The following is an 18,617-nucleotide window of genomic DNA, read 5'->3' on the forward strand; positions in this document are numbered from 1 at the left end:
CGTTTCCAGGCGTTTTGGTACGCAAACGCACCTTATCGGATGTTAGTCTACATCAACCCATCTCTTCGTGTCAATAGGGACATATATGACCAATGCGGTAGCCCGTATGAGACTGTCTCAGGGATTCCGCATCCGCTGCGAGAACACTCGATGGTGCGACCAGCGGCACCCTAGTGTGCCGTTCGGTTGGGACGGCGCCAGGTCACGCCTCCCCCGTCACGAGCACCTCTTCGCCCAGCATGTCCATGATCTTCACGGCTACCGTCGTCTTTCTCCCCTTCGACGCGGGCAGGCGGTACTCGCCCTCAACGAAGTCGGCCTTCTTCTCCGGCACATCTGAGAGAGCGATGTTGAAGACCTCGCCGTCATAGGCCGGGTCAATCATCACGCAGTCAACCATCTGCCGCCAGTCGTCAATGTGCGCCTGCACGATCCCCGCCTGCTGCTGGAGCCGCTTGATGATCGTCGGCGAGCAGAAGTCCTTGATCGTGACGGCGATCTCCTCTCTCTCGCGCTTGATCGTCACGCGGGCCGTGGCCGGCTCGTGCTGCAGGAAGCCGCCGTAGCGGGCGTCGGTCCGCAGCTCGATGACCTCGATCCGGTTGGCCGCGTTCTTCCCCCGGCGCAGGCGGTTGTGGTCCTCCAGCCAGGCGTCGGTGGTTAGCTCTTTGCCCAGGCAGACCGCGACCGCGTTCTCCGTGGTCTTGCGCGCCTCCAACTCCTGCTTGATCTCCTCCAGGTCAGTCAAGCAGAGAGGATGGTTGAACGGTATCACGCGCACGAGGTCCTGCCCCCGCGTTCCGTCGAAGAAGGTGTCGGTGCGGTTGCGCTGGACGCCGATGACCTGGCAAGCAAGCTCGACGGCCTCATTGTGCTGCACCTGCAGGTCGTAGTCATTCACGCGCCAGACGGTGAAGGAGAACTGCGCCGGTGGCGGTGCCGTGTCCGTGGCAGGGAGGCGAGGGTTGGCTATCTCCGCCTGCCATTCGGCGATCTGGGCCTCAATGATGCCTTGCAGGCGCTTGCTCGTAGTCTGGATCGCGCCCTTGTTGATGTCACAGGCGATCCAGCGCCGGCCAAGCCTCTGAGCGACGGCGGCGGCCGTGCCGGAACCGATGAAGCAGTCGAGAACGATGTCGCCGGGGGCCGTTACCCATTGAACGAGACGGTTCGAGATGGCTTCGCTCTTCTCGGTGGGGTAGTCGGTCTCGGTGCCGCGATACGGCAGGTCGAGCCAGACGTTGCTTATGAGCTTGTACGTTCGGGGCGGGACGTAGTACTGGACCACGTTCTCGGGGGACAACCTGACGAAGTCGAGGTCGTTGCCGTTGGCCAGTTCCCGGAGGTAGTAGTCGTCGAGCGAGATGCTCCCCTCAGAATGCGCCTGGAACTCCTCATAGTTGCCGATTGCCTTCTTGGCTCGCTTGTCGGACCAGCGCCACTGGCCGTCCGCTGGCTTCTGACCGAACAACTCACCTCGCATGGTAGGCCGGTCTGTGCCACGCCAGAAGGTATCCCACTTACCCGGCTCATGGTCCTTGGAGACGGATTGCAGTTTGCGGTACTTTGTGCCCGTGCCCTTCGAGTAGAGGAAGATCGTGTTGCTTCCAAGGGTCAGGTTGGACATCTCCTCGAACTGCGACTGAACGTTCTTGACGCCGGCCCGCACGATGATCTCCGCGCGGAAGTTGCTGGCCCCGAACACCTCCTCCAGGAGCATCCGAAGGAGGTGGCTTCTCTTGGCGTCGCAGTGAAGGGCGATGCTGCCGTCCTCCGTCAGCAGTTCCCCGAGGAGTGATAGGCGCTCGTACATGAACTGCAGGTAGTTGTCATTGCCCCAGATGTCGGTGTACTGGATCTGCTCGCCTATTGTGTAGTTCTCACCGTCCATCTTGGCAGCACCCTTTGGCCCACGCAGGCTCACCTTGCGGACGTAGTCTGCCCCCGAATCGAAGGGCGGATCAATGTAGATCAGATTGACCTTGCCGCGAAAGCCGTTGGCAAGCAAGTGGGCCAGCACTTCCTTGTTGTCACCGTGGAATAGTAGGCCTCCCTTCGGACAGCCTGCGGGCCACTGCTTCCACGGTTCGCCATCTTGCACCGCCGCGTCGCCGGCAGGATCGAAGGTCTCGATGTGCTGAGCCGGGTAGGCAGCCACGGCGCGAAGTGGTCGCTTGCCGACCCACGTCAGCATCGGTCGGCCCTTCGGCGCGGCGATGGTCAGTGTCTTGTTATCACTCATGTGTCACTCCCCGTCGTCTCCTCGAAGCGTCGGCGGACCTTGCCGGTCTGGTTGTATGTGATTGCCTCGGTTGATGTGAAGATCATCTCGTAGGCTATGCGGCCGGGGTTGGTCCCTTCCCATTCCCGCGCGGCCTCCGCCTTCACGCCCTTCTCGCCATCGACAGGATGCAGCCTCTCACGTTCCCGCTTGATCTCCACAATGACCGTCCTGCCATCCTTGCGCCGGATCACGAAGTCTGGCGTATAGCTGTGCGTGCGGCCGTCAAGCCCTTGGTACGTGATATAGAAGTCGGTCTTGGCGGGGTCCGTCAGCGCCCCAGTGAAGTAGACGTCCTCGACCTCTTCGAGGCGCTGCCCCAGGTAGCTCAGCATCTGATCGAGGAAGCTCTCCTCCGGCTCGGAGTCGAAGAAGTAGGGCGTGTAGTGGAAAGCCAGTTCGCCGGCGCGATCTCGCAGGTCTTCGTACTTCACAAGCAGGTGCTGGCTGCTCAGAGGATAGGTGATTTCGGTGGTGTACTGCAGGGACCCGTCATCGCCGGTTTCCTGCTCAAAGGCCCTGGTGTCCAACCTGACCAAGGCCAACGCCTTCTCGACAGTCTCCTCCCGCACTTCGTAGGCTCGAGTCTGTGCCTCAAGCTGCCTCGCAAGGAAGCTGAGGTGGCTCGTAGGCAGGCCATCCTGGCCGGGATAGGCGGCGCGAAGCGCGTCATACAGCGGCCAGAGTTCCCGGCGATAGAGACCCGCCAGGTCGACGGCGCTGGCGTAGAGGCTTGTCACCTCCACCGGCGTCTCAATCCTCACGCTGTCTCCAACCTGTTGCATGACGTGATTGCGCGCGTGTTCGTCCAGCGTGAAGGCGGCCCGTTCCAGGCTTTGCTCGGTCACGGTCGGTGGCGTGAAGCTGATGTGTGTGTCCGCCGCAAGCGGCTTCGGCACCACAGTTCGCACGATCTGGCGCACCCTCAGAGGCGCGATGCTGGTCTTGCGGACCACGAGCCTCGCGGTGCCGGTAGCCTGTTGAGAGCGGTTAAGCAGGTCGTTGAGCCGCTCGCCGTAGTTCTCCTGGAGTTGGCGGTCAAGGATGTCCACGTTGTCAGATGACAGGTAGACGCGGGCCTTGCGGGTGTTACCAGGCACCTGCCGCAGACAGCGAGTCGCTGCCTGCAGGACGAAGTTGGTGCTGGTTAGCCTGCGGGCCAGGGCGCAGGCGAAGAGGCTGGGGCAATCCCAGCCCTCTGTTCCGATATTGACCAGCAGCATCACGCGGTGCGGTGCGCCGGGGTCTCTGCTCAGTCGCTCGAATGCATCCTTCTCATCGGGAGTGGACTCGTTGGTCCTCTTCAGGCAGAGCGTCGTCGGTTGCCCGGCCTGCAGAAGGGCCGCGTCCACTGCCGGGCGCAGTTCCTCGATGTCGTCGGTCTGCGGGAAGTAGATCGCCAACCGTGCCGGCGCGCCGTTCGGCAGGCAGTGATCGCGATACTCAGTGAAGAAGTCGCGGATCACCTCGCCGATGAAGTCCTGCGTATGGGCGTTGTCAAAGTCATAGGAGAAGATGCTGTCGGACAGTTCCTTGAGGTAACCGTCGCGGATGCCCTGCGAGAGGCCATACCAAACAATGACATCCTTGAGCATCTGGCGCTGAAAATACGGCGTCCCGGTTGTGTTCACGGCGCAGATGAGGTTCGTGTTCGCGGCCAGGTAGTCAACGGTCTGGCGGACCCGCTTGAGGCCAGTTGCGAGGGGCTGCCCATAGGTGTGGTGTGCCTCGTCGCTGAAGATTGCCAGGTGGGGAAGCGAGGCGATCTTGCGCAGGCGGCGGTTGGCAACCTCGGCCTTGGCCGCTTCCTCCTGTTCGGGCGAGACGAGGCGGATGATCCCGAGATCGGCCTTGCGCACGGTCTCCTTCTGGATGCGTATCTTCTCCGTGTTGGTCACGACTATGTTGAGCGTCGAGCCTTCCTGGACCGGAATGTCGGGGTCCCCGTCCTGCGTGAACGTGAGCTTCACATTCGGGGAGAAACGCTGGTACAGGTAGCCGGGCAGGACGCAGTCGTAGGGGATGTCGGCCAGCGGCCGCAACGCCTCGATGATCGTCTTCCCCGGCGCGAACACGAGGGCGTTCTGCACGAAGTCTCCGTCCGGGTACTCCAGCGCCATGCCAAACTCGGTTGCGATGATGGCGCCGATCAGGATGGTCTTGCCGGCTCCCATCGCCAGCGCGAGGATGTAGCTGGGGTAGTCCAGGGCGAGGGTCTCGCGGAGGGCCTCAAGCCGGTACTTGCGGGCGAACTCGTCGTCGGTACTGATCTTCTCCCAGAGTCCGTCAAGCCCGCCGTGCCCGAGGGCATACTTGAGGAGATCAGGATGGTCGGCCCCGAGGGCCGCGAGCAGTTCAGCGGCGTCGGCGTACAGGTCAGAGTACAGCTTGACGGTGTGCGGGGTACCCTTGACCAGGCGCAGATACCAGTAGGTCTCCAGCGACTGCAGTTGCGGCTTGCGCAGGAAGCGTAGGCCCGCGCCCTCGTCCGTCCGCTGAAAGCCGAGGATGTCAGCTATGGCCGGATGCGCGTCGCAGGGGTAGCCCTGCTCGCGCCAGGCCGCAACCCGGTCGGCTAGTAGCTCGTACAGGTGCTTCAGGTCAGGCATTGCGAAGTCGTGTCCTTGAGCTTCCCGGTCGCGTAGACCCCCCCGCCCCACCAGTACCCGCTCCATTCGCCTCGTGCAGCGGCGTTCCCTCCCCTCGCCGCACAGGACTGCATTCCTTTGGGCGCAGGGCGCGCTGTGGTGCGCCCTGGCGTATCACAATGGGCGATGTATAGGGAAGCCCTACTGCGGCCTTCGTCGCGCCACGGGCGTCTGTAGCGCGTTCTGCTTGGCGGAACTCCGTGCTGGCCTCGTGCCCCAGACCGCCCATAGTGCGCTCCGTTGGTAGGTGTTCCCGGCCTCCGTGCCGAATAGTGCCTTCACGTGCGAGCGGGAGTGGACGCGAAGATGCTTTCCTCCAAGGGGGGAATCGCATGGCACGGCATTTCTCACTCAAGTCGTTTCTCCGCATGGCTCCAAAGGACTTGCTGGAGCGTTACCTGCACGGCAAGAGCGTGGCCGGGGACTTGAAGCTGCGCGAACTGAAGCCGAAGGACTGGGATCAGGTCTACTCGGCCATCGTGAACGCCGGAGAGCGCAAGGGTCGCGCCATTGACCGGGACTTCCGAGAGATACATGCGCTTGCCGACGCGGGCGGCACCAAAGTCCTGATTGATGAGGCGAGAAACCGGCACCATTCCCTGGACATCTCCGGCGACATCGAGCGGCTGAGCGATCCGTTGAGAAGTGCATTCTGGGTCTTCCTCGAACACCCGCGAGTCTTCCGCGTCGCGAAGGACCTGTACCACGCCGAAGCTCTGCGCTGGAGACCGTGGAAGGACCCGATTGATGGTGTTCCTGCAGTTGACGATGGGACGAAGAAGACGCTGGCGGAGGCCATATCGGGCTACTACCGTCTCAAGGAGGGGCGTGGACAGGGCTGTCACGTTGAGCACTGGGAGCGCGGGGAGAAGCTATACTGGCTGGTCTATCTCGCGGACTATGCCACAAGTGTGCCTGCCTTCGATGAGCAGCACACGTTCGTGACTGATACGCAGCGGCTGGCCTTCGAGTTGGCCTTTGTGTACGACAAACAGAGGCGAATGCTCGATGCGTGTGTGCCGGGGGACAAGAGGACTCTCTGGGAGTTGCAGCGCATCTTCAGCAAGATCGTGCTCGCGGTGGATATTGGCGACACGCCATCTTCAGAGACGAACTACCAACTCGATCCGTTGCTCTCTCGTGAGTTCGTGTTCGGGATCAAGCCGGAGGACAAGGTACTCGGCGTGCAGGTTAGGACTCTCCGACTAGGCATCATCGGAGGGGGTAGCCGGAAGGTCACTCTTGATGCGGGCTCGCCCGGCGTGCCTCACGCCATCTATGACTTGCTCGACGAGCTATTCCGTAAGGAATCGATCCCCAAGGCGCTGCTAGAGGTGGCCTCGGCGCAGATACGGATTTCCTTTGTTCCGCCCGCAGGAAGCAGGTCGCGAACACGGACATTCAGTATCTCTCGCCAGACGTTGGCCCTGAAGCATGACCCACTCGATGAGAAGATAAGAGAGCTTGTCACTAGGTGGGGTCTCGATGTCTCAGGACAGCCTAAGCCTGATTCTCCACAATCTGGACGCGGCAAGCAGCGGACGCTTTCTGTCTGATGAAGTGGCGGCATGGCCGGAAGCCCACCTTGATTCCCTGACTCAAGCCGGGATTCTCGTGCCAGGGCCAATGGCTGAGTCTGTCACGTGCGATGGCTGCGAGAAGGGCTGTCAGGAAGATGTCGAAGTCGTGGATCGGGCGAACGGCTCGCCGGAAGCCTACGTCGTCTGCCACGAGCGAGGATGGGGCAGAATCAGGGCTGATCTGCGCAGGCTTGCGACGTGGGTTGTCAGCGGCCAGGGGCTTGCTCGATGGCTTGCCAGTCAGATTGACGCATCGCCCGGTCTTGAGGAGTGCATAGCTGGTCGGCTATGGTGGTTGGGCCGGTTGTCTTCTTGCGAGAACCGCGAGGCGTTTCTCGCCGTCGGGTCAGCACGTTCGGATGCTCAGTCTCTCTTCCCCAGTTGCCTTCGCCTTCAGGAGGCCCAGGCTCCGCTCGTCTTCGTTCCCGCCATTGCACCAAGCCCCTTCCCGTTCGGAAGGCAACCGCGAGTCATCCTCCTGCTGGGCGCAGTGCGTTCCGGCGATGGGAGGTTCATCCTTGATGACCTGCAGCTCACGGTGAGCCGGGCCGGGGCAGACAAGCCCGACGCCATCCTTCTGATTGACGGCCCGGACGTGACCTTCTATGGACAGCCGGTGAAACTTGAACCACGCGACCGAGAGCTGCTTCGCGTCCTTGCCCTGAACGTCGGACAGTGGCTCTCCGATCCATACCTTCGCAAGAAGGCGTGGGCGGCATACCAATGCAAAGATGAAGGTGCCGTGAAAGGCTCCATCTATCGCGCTCGTAACGCGCTAGAGAGGGCCGCCGAGTCTGCCACCATCATGCTTCCCATGCCGGCAAGGGCACTGTTCCGCAATGAGCCTAGGGCTCTGGGCCGCCCGCGCAAGTACATGCTCGCCCTCGATGAGTCGCAGGTCAGAGCCTCCAAGCTGTAACCATCCCCACTGCTCTCGCCTCAGCACCAAACCAGCACCAGAGCAAGACCGCTTCGCCACCGGCGCTTGGCTATAGTCGTGTGTACCGACGCACACACGCATGTAGCTGCCGGAGGTCGTGCATGGAAACGCAACTCAAGGCCATCGGTGAGGTATGCCGGCTCCTCGGCGTCTGCCGCTCGACACTCTGGGACTGGGAGCGCAGAGGCATCGTGACCCCCTACCGCGACTACCGGGGGCATCGCTTCTATGACGACCAGCAGATTGACGCCTTGCGCCAGCGTCTACAGCCTCAGCGGGCGGAGGCCTGACCGTGGCTCAGGGCCTCTCCCCCGAGGTGGTGGCCGATACCCGGCGCTTCTGGCAGGAGCGCACGGGCGAGGCCGTCAGCGAGGAGGACGCCCGCGAGATCATCCGCAACCTCGCCGGCTTCTTTGATCTGCTGCATGAGTGGGACCAGGCCGCTCAAGGCAAGCCGGAGCCGGGCGAGTTGGGCATGGAGCGTGGGGAGCACATAGCGAAGGACACGGTGGCATGACGATGGCGGTGACTGCGGTTGGCTCAACCGATGCTCTAGCCGTCCTCCTGACGAGCATCCCCGAGGCCCTCAAGCAACGCCGGGCGTGGGTATGTTGGCGGTACGAGACGCGCGGCGGCAAACAGACAAAGGTGCCCTACATCGCTCAACCGGGGCCGCTGCGCAAGGCCAGGTCGAACACCCCCGACACCTGGCGGCCCTTCACGGAGGCCGTCCGGCAGGCCCCCCGCTTCGACGGTATCGGCGTTATGCTCAGCGATGACCTGGCAGGTGCCGACCTCGATAACTCACTCGACGACGGCGGCAAGCTGAAGCCCTGGGCAGAAGAGATCGTCCGCGAACTCGACAGCTACACCGAGACCTCGCCCTCCGGCAAGGGCGTCAAGGTCTTCTTCTTCGGCGAAGTTCCTCCGGGCGGGAACCGGAAGAAGCTACTCGACGGGGAGCTTGAGTCGTACTCAAGAGGGCGGTTCTTCACCGTCACAGGCAACCACTTCGCCGGCACACCTCCGACCGTCGAGGAACGGCAGGCCCAACTCGAAGCCTTGCACCGGCGTGTGTTCGGCAGCAAGAGCACGCGCCAGGCGGCCGCCCCGGCGTCTGGCATTGCCGACGTGTCTGACGAGGAACTGCTTGCCAAGGCAAGACAAGCCCGGAATGGCGATGAGTTCGCCCGCCTGTGGGACGGCGGCTATCCCGATGACGACAGTGCGGGCGATCTCGCCCTGTGCTGTCACTTGGCCTTCTGGACCGGCGGCGATCCCTTGCGCATTGACCGGCTCGTCCGGCAGTCGGGACGCATGAGGGACAAGTGGGAGCGAGAGGACTACCGCGAACGGACCATTGCGAAGGCCCGTGAGAGCACAACCCAGTTCTACACGCCACGCGGAGGCATTTCAGGCGGGAGCCAACAGGCCCGAACGTCAACGGGGAGCGAACGCGATCTCCTGCGGTTCCATGCGACCGACGCGGGCAACGGTGAACTCTTCGCCTCCCTGTTCGGGGATCGTCTGCGCTTCGACTGGAAACGCGAACGCTGGCTCAAGTGGGGAACGCACCTGTGGGAGGACGCGGCGGGTGATGAGCTGATCCGTTTCGCCAAGGAAGCCGCCCGTGCCCGATACGAAGCAGCGTCGGCGGCTGATAGCGATGCTCAACGCAAGTGGGCCTTTGGCAGCGAGTCGAAGAGCCGGATCGAGGCGGCCCTGCACCTGGCGCGATCCGAGCCGCCCATTGCAGACGCCGGCGAGGCGTGGGATCGTCAGCCGATGCTCCTGGGCTGTCCGAACGGTGTGATCGAACTCGGCACCGGCGCGTTCCGCCGTGGGAGCCGTGAGGACTACCTGACGCAGAGCGTCTCCGTGCCCTACACCGGGGGAGCCGAGTGCCCACGGTGGCGGCAGTTCGTCCGTGAAGTCTTCGACGACGATGGGGACCTCGTTCGGTTCGTCTGGCGAGCGGTCGGCTACTCGCTCACCGGCAGCACCAAGGAGCAGTGCTTCTTCCTGCTGCACGGCAAGGGCGCGAATGGCAAGAGCGTCTTCCTGAGCATCTTGCGCTATGTCCTCGGCGACTACGCCCACAACGCCAGCTTCCAGTTGTTCGACTACGCCTCCCGCAATGACCACACGCAGAGCCTCGCGCTTCTGGAACTCAGACGCTTCGTGACAGCCAGCGAAGCCGCCGAGAACGCCAGGCTGAACGAGGACCGCCTCAAGGCCCTGGCAGGCAGCGATCCAATCACTGCCCGCCTCATGCGGGAGAACGACCGCACCTTCGAGAACATGGCGAAGGTGTGGCTCGGCGTGAACCACAGGCCGAGGGTACTGGACGAGACCGACGGCTTCTGGCGCAAGGCCCGGCTGATCCCCTTCAACAGGCAGTTCCTCGGTGACGACGCAGACCGCAATCTCAGCGACAAGCTCAAGGCGGAGGCAGCCGGCATATTGCGATGGGCGGTGCAAGGCGCAACGGAATGGGCCAGAGAGGGCCTGACCCCGCCGGCGACGGTGCTGGCCGCGAGCACGGCCTGGCGCGAAGAGGCCGATCCTCTCGGCGAGTTCCTGGCCTCGTGCTGCGCAGTGGAGCCGACATGCCAGGCCAGCGCGGGCGATCTCTACCGCGAATACAGCGAGTGGTGCGACGAACTCAGGGCGAACGAACGGGAGCGCCTCAGTAGTACGGCATTCGGCAGACGCATGGCCGACAGGTTCTCGAAGCAGCGCGTAACCAAAGCGGGCAGGAAGATGACGGTGTATTCCGGCGTGGGCCTACAAGCGCCGCCGCAGACGGACACAGTTGACACGGTTGGTGGGTGATTTCTGACATGAACCAGCCATCGCTGCTTACGTGGGGCCATGGCGAAAGACTATGCCCAACTATGTCAACTGTGTCCAGTGTGAGGCATCGGGCGAGAACGAGCATGATTCACGAACGAGCGCAAGGTACTTCCTTCCCACGATCCGCTATCCCCCTCACCTCCACCACGCCTCCTTGCTTCCTCCTTGGTATCGGCGCGCGCACACGCCCGCGCGCGAGGAGAGTCAAAGCAGTGCAACACTCTGGCTGCAGATTGGCCGCGACACGCATACGCGAGGCTGGTCTGCCGCCAGTCACTTCCCGAGCATGGCATTGCGCAAACGGCAACGACTGGAGAGAACGACATGGCAACTGCCCGACATCTGCAGCCCCAACCCGTCGAGACGACCGATTGCCCTACGGCAAGCCAGGGCGAAGCCGAACTCGCAGCAGATACCGTCATGCCGAGCGGCAGACGGCTCTACACCGGGGCCTCGCGCCGGCTCAGCCTCGTGAGGCAGTATTGCCTCAGGTGTGCCGGCGGCACGAGCAAGCTGGTGGCCGAGTGTCCCGGCGAGTTCGCGCACGCCGGCTGGTGCCCGCTGTGGCCGTGGCGCTTCGGTGTCAGCCCGGCCACGGCAATCAGACATGGCAAGCTGCCGGAGCGAACTCCGTTCGGGAGTAGCCTGGCGAAAGCCATCCGCGAGCATTGCCTGCAGTGTTGCGCCGGTAGTGCCCAGGAAGTCAGGATGTGCCCATCAACCGACTGCAAACTGTGGGAGTGGCGCTTCGGGGTGCGCCCTGAGACCGCCCGGCGGCGAGGCAAGCCGGTCGCGCGAGTGACCAGCGAAGCGGGGCAAACGCAGAAAGGTAACACAACGCATGGGATGGGAAAGGCGTAAGCGAGGCGGGCGCTACTACACCCGAAGCCGCAGGGCCAACGGCCGGGTCGTGCGCGAGTACATTGGCGCCGGTGAGGTCGCGAAAGCAGCCGCGACACTGGACGCCGTAGATCGCCTGGAGCGTCTGCAGAAGGCAGAGGTACTTCGTCAGGACAGCCGGCGCCTCGATGGGGCAGAGCGGGCGGTTGACGCACTATGCGAAGTCGGCGAGCGGGCGGCGCGAGCGGCGCTGACGGCAGCCGGGTATCGCCAGCACAAACGCGGCGAGTGGCGGCGCACTCGCACCCGACGGGTCACGAACGAACCACCAAACGGAGAACAGGCCAATGCCTACGCCCAAGAAGGGAACCAAGGGAGCCGCATCCTCGAAGACTGAGAAGGAGTTCGCGGCGTTGGCGAAGCGGGCCGCGCAAGGTGACGAGTCAGCCATGCCCGCGATCCGGGAGGCCATGCGGGGTCTCTGGGACCAGGTGGGTGACGTTGCGAAGCAGACATTACGCACAGTATTGGAGAAATACTACGGTCAGGACTTGGTCTTCCGGGAGGGTGTTGAACGACGCCTCAAGTCCATGACCGCCGAACTCGCCGGTGCAGACCCCTCCCCGTTGGAACTCTTGCTGGCGGATCGCATTGCGGTGTGCTGGCTGCACATGCAGTACGCCGAGGCGATCTACGCGCAGAATCTGAAGGACCTGAACGTTCACTGGGCCGAGCACTATCAGCGCCGGATAGACCGGGCGCATCGTCGCTTCCTGTCGGCCATCAAGACGCTCGCGACCGTGCGCAAGCTGGCTCTCCCGGTCCTGCAGGTCAACATCGGCGACAAGCAGGTGAACATCGCGGGCGCGAACACACCGCAGGCCAGCGGGACTGCTCCGCGAGTGGTCGGGGGCGAGGAGGCCGCAACCGAGGCGAAGGAGACAGCGCGAGAGGCGCAGAAGGGCCTCCCAGCAGGAGAGTGAAGACCGAAACCAATACCAGGGTCAGCACTTCCGTTATACGATATTGGCCGTTTTCGTATAATATGCTATGCTCCTCCTTGTCAACGAGACCAGGAGGAACCCGTAATGGCCCGGCCGCGAGGAACCAAAGTGAGCAAGGAACAGCAGGCACGGCTTGCTACTGGAGCGGGCAAGCTCATCGGATACATCCGCGTGAGCACGGCCCAGCAGGGCGCGAACGGGCACTCCCTCGACGGCCAGCGGACCCGCCTGCACGAGACCGCCGCCCGCGAGGGCTTCGACCTCACTGACGTAGTGGCCGAGGTGGAGAGCGGCGCGAAGGAGCGCAATGGTCTGGCCGGGGTGCAGGCCCGCGTCCTGGCCGGCGAGGCGCAGGGGATCATCTTCCCCAAGGTGGATCGCCTCGGGCGCAGTATGGTTCACCTGCTGAAGGTCGTGGACTGGGCCGTCAAGAACCGCATAGACCTGCTGAGTGCCGACGAGGGCTGGCAGGTTCGCGACGGCAAGAAGATTGACAAGATGCTCCCCTTCCGCCTGGCGATGGCGGAAGTCGAGCTTGAGCGCATCCGCGAGCGGACCCGCGACGGCCTGAAGGCAGCGAAGCAGAAGGGCGTCCGCTTGGGGCGACCGGCCGAGAACGTGGGCGACTTGGCGAAGCGAGCGACGGAACTGCGGCGGCAGGGCAATACCTGGCAGGAGATCGCCGACCTCTTCAACGCCGAGGGCCTGCGGACGGCGCGTGGGGCGGAGTTCAAGACCACGACCATTGCCCGGATGATTGAGCGCACGGACCCGACCGCGAACCCCGAAGGGGGCTACCGGGGAAACGCACTCGCCGCCGCCGCGATGTGAAGCGGCGGCCGCATGGCGAGGCCAACTGACGGCGTCGAGCCGTGACAGTCAGACTGGGTAGGAGGGGAATGCCGATGACCACTGTCTTCCTGTCCTATGCCCGCGGTGACGATGAGCCGTTCGCGCGGCGGCTGCATGACGACCTGGAGGCGGCCGGCCTCGATGTCTGGTTCGACCGCCTCGACATGCCCAGCCGTGCCCTCACGTTCCTGCAGGAGATCCGCGACGCGATCTCGGCGCGGGACCGACTCGTGCTCGTGTTCGGTCCCAGCGCCCTGACCTCCGAATACGTAGAAGCCGAGTGGCGGTGGGCCTTCGACTTCGGCAAACCAGTCAACCCCGTCCTGCGCCTGAGCGACTATGCCGATCTCCCCGACGAGTTGAGGCTCATCGACGCCCCCGACTTCCGCGATGACGCCCACTACCAGGAGCGCCTGGAGACGCTCGTGCGCCAGCTCTCCGAGCCCGTGCCGCCGATGGGCAAGCTGGTCGGTGTGCCGTCGCTGCCGCAGCACCTGCTGAAGCGGCCGGACCGGCTGCGGGCGCTCAAGGACGCTGTGCTGGCCGATGTGCGCCGCACCGCCGTCGTCACCGGCGAGCCGGCGCGGGTCGGCGTGCATGGCATGGGCGGCATCGGCAAGTCGGTGCTGGCGACGATGCTGGCGCGCGATACCGAGGTGCGCTGGGCTTTCCCCGATGGCGTCATCTGGGTGCCTATCGGCCAGTCGCCCAACGTGGCGGAGTTGCAGCGGCTCATCGCCAAGGCTCTGGGCGATCCGGGCATCTTCGACAACGCGGGTGAGGGCAAGGCGAAGCTGCAGAAGCTGCTGGCGGACCGGGCGGTGCTGCTGCTGCTCGACGATGTGTGGGATGCCAACCACCTCGACTTCTTCGACTGTCTGGGGCCGCGCTGCCGCATGGTCATCACCAGCCGGGATGCGAGCATCATCACGGCGATCGGCGGCACGGAGCACCAGGTGCAACTCCTGACGGAGGCCGAGGCGCGGGACCTGTTGGCCGAATGGGCCGGGCTCGACGTCGCCGCGCTGCCGGAGCAGGCCGTGGCGGTCATGGCGCATTGCGGGCAGCTGCCGCTGGCCCTGTCGCTGTGCGGGGCCATGGTACGCGACGGTGCGAGCTGGGACGACCTGCTGGAGGCGCTGGCTGAGGCCGACCTGGAGTACCTGGATCATCCCCACGGCAGCATCCTGCGCAGCATCAAGCTGAGTGTGGACCGGCTGCCCGAGGACGAGGCGGAGCGGTTCGCGGAGTTGCGGGTCTTCCCGCCGGATGAGACCGTGCCGGAGGCGGCGGTGCTGATGCTGTGGGCGCACACGGGCGGGCTGTCGCAGCGCCATGCGCGGAAGCTGCTGACGACGCTGGAGCAGCGTGCGCTGGTGCGGCTGGATGGCGTGGCGCCGAATCGACGCGTGTCGCTGCACGACCTGGTGTACGACTACATGGCACAGATGGTGGCGGACGAGGCGGCGCTGCATGGGGACCTAGTAGAGGCATACCGGGCGAAGTGTCCGGAGGGGTGGGCCTCGGGGCCGAATGACGGGTACTTCTTCGAGCACCTGCGGGAGCACCTGAAGGCGGCGGGGCGGGCGGAGGAGATTCTGGCGCTGTGCCTGGACCTGTGGTGGCTGGAGGCAAAGACCGAGGCGGGGCTGGTGTTCGACCTGCCGCGCGATTTGGAGGCAGGGCAGGCGGCGCTGTCGCTGGATGATCCGGTGTGCAAGAACCTGCGGCTGCTGGAGCAGGCCCTCCGCAACGACCTGCACTTCGTCGCCCGGCACCCGACGACGTTGTTCCAGTGCCTGTGGAACAGTGCTTGGTGGTATGACTGCCCGGACGCGGCGCACTATTGCGCCCCCCCGTCGGCGGCTGGAGTATCGCCGCCCCCCCCCTGGGAACGCTCCGAGCCGAAGCTATGCACGCTGCTTGAGCGCTGGCGGGAGGAGAAGGAGCAGTCGCAGCCTGGTCTTGCCTGGCTGCGGTCGTTGCGTCCTCCACCGCAGGCCATAGGGGGGCCGCAGATCGCTTGTCTTGGCGGCTCTCCGCGCGCAATGCTCTCCGTGGCCGTCTCTCCGCGTGGGATGATTGCCGCCAGCTCCAGGGATGGTATGGTATGGCTGTGGGATTCCTCGGTGTTTGCTCAAGTGGCCGTTCACCATGTCCACGACGCCGCCGTTACCAGCGTCACCTTCTCACCCGATGGCAGGCGGTTCGCAACCGGTTCTGAAGACGATGCAGTGCGGGTGTGGGATGCGGACAGTGGCGCGGAACTACTATGCCTCACTGGTCACCAGGACTGGGTACAGAGCGTCACGTTCTCACAGGACGGAAACTGGCTCGCGTCCGGTTCTTCGGACGGGACAGTGCGAGTCTGGGACTCCCAGACCGGTGCCGAAGTGGCCTGCCTGCGCGGGCACAGGCCCTGGGTCAATCATGTTGTCTTCTCGCCGGACGGGATGCAGGTCGCCTCCGGATCAGACGACGGCACTGTCCGTGTCTGGGAAGCGTGCACCGGGGCAGAGATCGCCTGTCTACAGGGCCACGAAGGCGTTGTGTTTGATGTGGCCTTCTCTGAGGACAGTAGCCTCCTTGCATCCGGCTCCACCAACGGCGTGCGGATCTGGGATACGCTCTCTCTGACGCAGGCCGCGTGCCTGGAGACACATGACCGGGTGAGTGGTCTTGCGTTCTCACCCGACGGCGCACGGCTCGCGGGTGGTTCTTATGATGGGACCCTGCATCTGTGGGACACAGCGACATGGACTGAGATTGCCCGTCTACGCGGCCACGAGGAGCCTGTCACAAGCGCGGTATTCCTCGACAGCCGTCGTCTGGTGTCTGCATCGTGGGATCAGACTGTTCGCGTTTGGGATGTAGACGCCGCAGTCGAGACAACTCGAACAACGACCTCGCCATACCTCAAGCACATCTGTTTCTCGCCAGACGGAACGCTGCTTCTCGGTGTTGGAGAAGACGGTGGAGCGTGCGTGCTCAACTGGCAGGACGGCCGGCCCGTCGCGTGCGTCAAGTGTCCTGAGGTTGTTACAAACGCCGCTTTCTCGCCCGACGGAGCTCGGTTCGGCCTCACATCGTGGGACCAGACACTTCGCGTCTGCAGCGTTCTGGCGCCGGAGGAGGCAGGACCGGTTCTCAGCGACGATGGCCCGCTCCGGAGCATAGCATTCTCACGGGATGGTCAGAGGTTAGCCACGGGAAGCGGGCGCGAACTGACCCACGAGAACTGCACGGTGCGGATATGGGACGCCGTTGATCTTGAGCCGATCGCATCCAACGACGGACATACCGGTCCGGTGATTGCTGTGGCCTTCTCACCAGACGGTACTGGCCTTGCCTCCGGTTCATACGACCACACAGTGCGGTTGTGGGACGCCAGCAGCGGAGCGTGTGTCGCCTGCCTGCACGGGCACGAGCACTGGGTCCAGGCCGTTGCATTCTCGCCCGACGGCGCTCGTCTGGTGTCTGTCGCGCTCGACGGGACGACAAGAGTGTGGGACGCGGGCTCGTACCGCTGTGTGGAGGTTATCCGCGGGATGGGCGACGCCGCAGCTATCTCCGGCGGAGCCAGATGGTGGGCGCTGAGTGATGGGGTTGAGACGCTGGTACAATCGGGAGCGGGGCGACGGGTCATGGGTTGGTGGCCCAGGCCATTTGAGGAGATCGTGACACACCCCTCTGGTCGGATGTGGGCCGGCCGCCTCGGCAGCCAGTGCATCACCCTATTCGCCCTCGAAGGCAATCCTGACACAGCGACGCTGCAGGGAAGAGCCGACTCAACCGAAGTCCCGGCGCTGCCTTGGCGCACCGACACGTGATAGAGGACGGCACGATGAGAACCGCTGTGCTGTACGCTAGGGTCTCCAGCAAGGAGCAAGCGGACGGAGGCTTCTCAATCCCGGCCCAGCTCAAGCTGCTGCAAGAGTACGCCCTGGACAAGGGCTTCCGCGTCGAGCGGGAGTTCGTGGATGTCGAGACCGCGAAGCAGGCTGGGCGAGCCGCTTTCGGGGAGATGGTCGCCTACCTGCAGCGCAACCGAGCCTGTCGCACCGTGCTAGTCGAGAAGACAGACCGCCTATATCGCAACCTCCGCGACTATGTGACTCTCGACGAACTCGACCTGGAGATCCACTTCGTCAAGGAGAACTTCGTCCTATCCGATGAGTGCCGGTCCACGGAGAAGTTCATGCACGGGATCAAGGTGCTGATGGCCAAGAACTACGTGGACAACCTCTCTGAGGAAGCCAGCAAGGGTATGCGGGAGAAGGCCGAACAGGGCACGTGGCCGTCGGCGGCACCCATCGGCTACGTGAATGTGCAGAATGGCGACAAACGCGAGATCGCGCCGGACCCGGACACAGCCCCCGTCGTCAGGAAGGTCTTCGAGTGGTACGCCGCCGGCGATTGCAGCTTCGCCGAGGTGGCGAGTCGTGCCGCGGCGGAGGGACTGACCACCCGGTTCGGCAAGCGTCCGGCCAAGGTCACGGTCGAGCGCATTCTGAAGAACCCCTTCTACATCGGCACCTTCACCTGGGGCGGCCGCACCTACCAGGGCAACCATGAGCCCCTGATCGGCGTCGAGCTGTTCCAGCGCGCCCAGGAGGCCCTGCACAAGATCAACCATCCCGTCGAGGAAGCCAAGCGCACGTTCGCTTACACGGGGCTCATCAGGTGCGCGCACTGCGGCTGCTCGATCACCGCGGAGATCCGCAAGGGGAAGTACGTCTACTATCACTGCACCGGCTCCAAGGGCGGGTGTGACAAGCCGGCCATCCGGGAGGAGCGCCTTCAGGAGCTGCTCGGGGACATCGTGAAGCGTGTTCAGATCAGCGGAGAGGACATCGAGTGGATCGTGTCGGCGCTGAAGGCCAGTCACCAGGACGAGACGGCCTACCACGAGGAGCAGGTGAGCAAGCTCCAGGCGGAAGTGAAACGGCTTCAGGACCGCTTGGACGCGGCCTACGAGGACAAGCTGGACGGAACCATTGGGGAAGACACCTGGCGCCGCAAGTCCACCGAATGGCGCTCGCGGCAACTGGAGATGCAGGCGGCCATCGAGCGTCACCTGACGGCCAGTCAGGTCTACTACGAGGCCGGAATCAGGGTTCTGAAGCTGGCCCAGAATGCGTACACGCTGTGGCTGACCCAGCCCCAGACTGAGAAGAGGAAGCTGCTGAATCTGCTACAATCGAACTTGACCTTCGATGGCACGAACCTAACGGCCACATACAGAAAACCCTTCTGCTGGTTAGCAGAAGGGCCTGTGCGTAGCGTATGGCGGGGCTGACGGGGCTCGAACCCGCGACTTCCACCTTGACAGGGTGGCACTCTAAACCGACTGAGCTACAGCCCCGCATCGGTTCGTCGTGACGAACCATCGGGAAAAAGACAATGCTCGCATCCTCGTCAGCGAGCCTCGACACTCTATCATATCCCCCCTGACGTGTCAACCAGATTCCCCACCTGGCTCTTACCCACTTAGTCTTGCCGGAAAGAAAGGAACCGAGGCTTGAGCGCGAATAGGAGATTGTCCAGATCACCCTATCTGCTCAGGAGCCTCGGTCATGAAGCTATTCGCCCACGACGAAGTGCAGGCCTTCGTAC

Annotated in this window: 12 protein-coding genes and 1 tRNA gene; 10 read left to right on the forward strand and 3 right to left on the reverse strand. The window is 63.9% G+C overall.

Annotated features, from left to right (window positions below):
* Window positions 1–202: 202 nt before the first annotated feature.
* Together LLH23_15080 and LLH23_15085 are read right to left on the reverse strand one after the other, a co-directional pair.
* Window positions 203–2,242 carry a site-specific DNA-methyltransferase gene (locus LLH23_15080; GenBank protein ID MCE5239789.1) on the reverse strand — a complete coding sequence of 680 codons (2,040 nt, stop codon included), beginning with the start codon at window positions 2,240–2,242 and terminating at the stop codon, window positions 203–205.
* Complete coding sequence (locus LLH23_15085) at window positions 2,239–4,890, reverse strand: DEAD/DEAH box helicase family protein (GenBank protein ID MCE5239790.1); 2,652 nt, start codon at window positions 4,888–4,890, stop codon at window positions 2,239–2,241. The genes LLH23_15080 and LLH23_15085 overlap by 4 nt, the downstream gene beginning before the upstream one ends.
* 371 nt (window positions 4,891–5,261) lie before the next feature.
* Between LLH23_15085 and LLH23_15090 the strand changes: the two genes are divergently transcribed.
* From LLH23_15090 to LLH23_15135, 10 genes are all read left to right on the forward strand, one after another.
* Window positions 5,262–6,485: a hypothetical protein gene (locus tag LLH23_15090; GenBank protein ID MCE5239791.1), complete on the forward strand. Its 1,224-nt coding sequence runs from the start codon at window positions 5,262–5,264 to the stop codon at window positions 6,483–6,485.
* Window positions 6,415–7,428 carry a winged helix-turn-helix domain-containing protein gene (locus LLH23_15095; GenBank protein MCE5239792.1) on the forward strand — a complete coding sequence of 338 codons (1,014 nt, stop codon included), beginning with the start codon at window positions 6,415–6,417 and terminating at the stop codon, window positions 7,426–7,428. The genes LLH23_15090 and LLH23_15095 overlap by 71 nt, the downstream gene beginning before the upstream one ends.
* 122 nt (window positions 7,429–7,550) lie before the next feature.
* Complete coding sequence (locus LLH23_15100; GenBank protein ID MCE5239793.1) at window positions 7,551–7,739, forward strand: MerR family transcriptional regulator; 189 nt, start codon at window positions 7,551–7,553, stop codon at window positions 7,737–7,739.
* 2 nt (window positions 7,740–7,741) lie between these two features.
* Window positions 7,742–7,966: a hypothetical protein gene (locus LLH23_15105; GenBank protein MCE5239794.1), complete on the forward strand. Its 225-nt coding sequence runs from the start codon at window positions 7,742–7,744 to the stop codon at window positions 7,964–7,966.
* Entirely contained in the window at window positions 7,963–10,284 is a 2,322-nt protein-coding gene (locus LLH23_15110; GenBank protein ID MCE5239795.1) for a phage/plasmid primase, P4 family, read from the forward strand. The genes LLH23_15105 and LLH23_15110 overlap by 4 nt, the downstream gene beginning before the upstream one ends.
* Window positions 10,285–10,629: 345 nt before the next feature.
* Entirely contained in the window at window positions 10,630–11,166 is a 537-nt protein-coding gene (locus tag LLH23_15115) for a hypothetical protein (GenBank protein ID MCE5239796.1), read from the forward strand.
* Window positions 11,167–11,492: 326 nt separating this feature from the next.
* Window positions 11,493–12,128, forward strand: a complete 636-nt coding sequence (locus LLH23_15120; GenBank protein ID MCE5239797.1) for a hypothetical protein — start codon at window positions 11,493–11,495, stop codon at window positions 12,126–12,128.
* A gap of 105 nt (window positions 12,129–12,233) precedes the next feature.
* Complete coding sequence (locus LLH23_15125) at window positions 12,234–12,980, forward strand: recombinase family protein (protein ID MCE5239798.1); 747 nt, start codon at window positions 12,234–12,236, stop codon at window positions 12,978–12,980.
* 74 nt (window positions 12,981–13,054) lie between these two features.
* Complete coding sequence (locus tag LLH23_15130) at window positions 13,055–16,831, forward strand: TIR domain-containing protein (GenBank protein MCE5239799.1); 3,777 nt, start codon at window positions 13,055–13,057, stop codon at window positions 16,829–16,831.
* A 14-nt stretch (window positions 16,832–16,845) separates the two neighbouring features.
* Window positions 16,846–18,300: a recombinase family protein gene (locus LLH23_15135; GenBank protein ID MCE5239800.1), complete on the forward strand. Its 1,455-nt coding sequence runs from the start codon at window positions 16,846–16,848 to the stop codon at window positions 18,298–18,300.
* Here LLH23_15135 and LLH23_15140 read toward each other — a convergent pair.
* Window positions 18,289–18,366: transfer RNA gene (locus tag LLH23_15140), tRNA-Asp, on the reverse strand. The two genes, LLH23_15135 and LLH23_15140, sit on opposite strands and share 12 nt — an antisense overlap.
* Between the last annotated feature and the right edge of the window lie 251 nt (window positions 18,367–18,617).

It is taken from the genome of bacterium (genome assembly GCA_021372615.1).
Lineage (GTDB): Bacteria > Armatimonadota > Zipacnadia > Zipacnadales > UBA11051 > JAJFUB01.

Coding starts and splice junctions, on each gene's coding strand:
- LLH23_15080 (MCE5239789.1), bottom strand. CDS start 2,242: ATGAGTGATAACAAGACACTGACCATCGCCGCGCCGAAGGGCCGACCG.
- LLH23_15085 (MCE5239790.1), bottom strand. CDS start 4,890: ATGCCTGACCTGAAGCACCTGTACGAGCTACTAGCCGACCGGGTTGCG.
- LLH23_15090 (MCE5239791.1), top strand. CDS start 5,262: ATGGCACGGCATTTCTCACTCAAGTCGTTTCTCCGCATGGCTCCAAAG.
- LLH23_15095 (MCE5239792.1), top strand. CDS start 6,415: ATGTCTCAGGACAGCCTAAGCCTGATTCTCCACAATCTGGACGCGGCA.
- LLH23_15100 (MCE5239793.1), top strand. CDS start 7,551: ATGGAAACGCAACTCAAGGCCATCGGTGAGGTATGCCGGCTCCTCGGC.
- LLH23_15110 (MCE5239795.1), top strand. CDS start 7,963: ATGACGATGGCGGTGACTGCGGTTGGCTCAACCGATGCTCTAGCCGTC.
- LLH23_15115 (MCE5239796.1), top strand. CDS start 10,630: ATGGCAACTGCCCGACATCTGCAGCCCCAACCCGTCGAGACGACCGAT.
- LLH23_15120 (MCE5239797.1), top strand. CDS start 11,493: ATGCCTACGCCCAAGAAGGGAACCAAGGGAGCCGCATCCTCGAAGACT.
- LLH23_15125 (MCE5239798.1), top strand. CDS start 12,234: ATGGCCCGGCCGCGAGGAACCAAAGTGAGCAAGGAACAGCAGGCACGG.
- LLH23_15130 (MCE5239799.1), top strand. CDS start 13,055: ATGACCACTGTCTTCCTGTCCTATGCCCGCGGTGACGATGAGCCGTTC.
- LLH23_15135 (MCE5239800.1), top strand. CDS start 16,846: ATGAGAACCGCTGTGCTGTACGCTAGGGTCTCCAGCAAGGAGCAAGCG.